The organism is Stenotrophomonas sp. SrG (genome assembly GCF_050031795.1).
Lineage (GTDB): Bacteria > Pseudomonadota > Gammaproteobacteria > Xanthomonadales > Xanthomonadaceae > Stenotrophomonas > Stenotrophomonas rhizophila_A.
Window position 1 is genome coordinate 1 of record NZ_JBNBBE010001693.1, and the last position, 231, is coordinate 231.

Annotated in this window: 1 pseudogene; it reads right to left on the reverse strand. The window is 72.7% G+C overall.

The features are described 5' to 3' along the window. Positions 1–231: pseudogene (locus ACQG3P_RS25130) on the reverse strand (aconitase family protein); the annotation flags it as partial.

Below are 231 nucleotides of genomic sequence, written 5' to 3' on the forward strand. Positions count from 1 at the left end.
GCTGTCGGGGTGGCTCGGCCAGATGGCGCGCCGCTCCCCCGGCTTGCCAACGCTGCGGGGGGCCAGCGGTTCGGTGGAGAGGTCGATGTCGGTGGTGCCGGCACTGGCGTCGGCCACCACCAGCGGCGGGCTGGCCAGGTCGGACATCTACACTTCGGGCTGCACGCGGCCCTCGAAGTTGCGGTTGCCCGACAGCACCGAGGTGACCACCAGCTCGCCGCTGGCGATGGC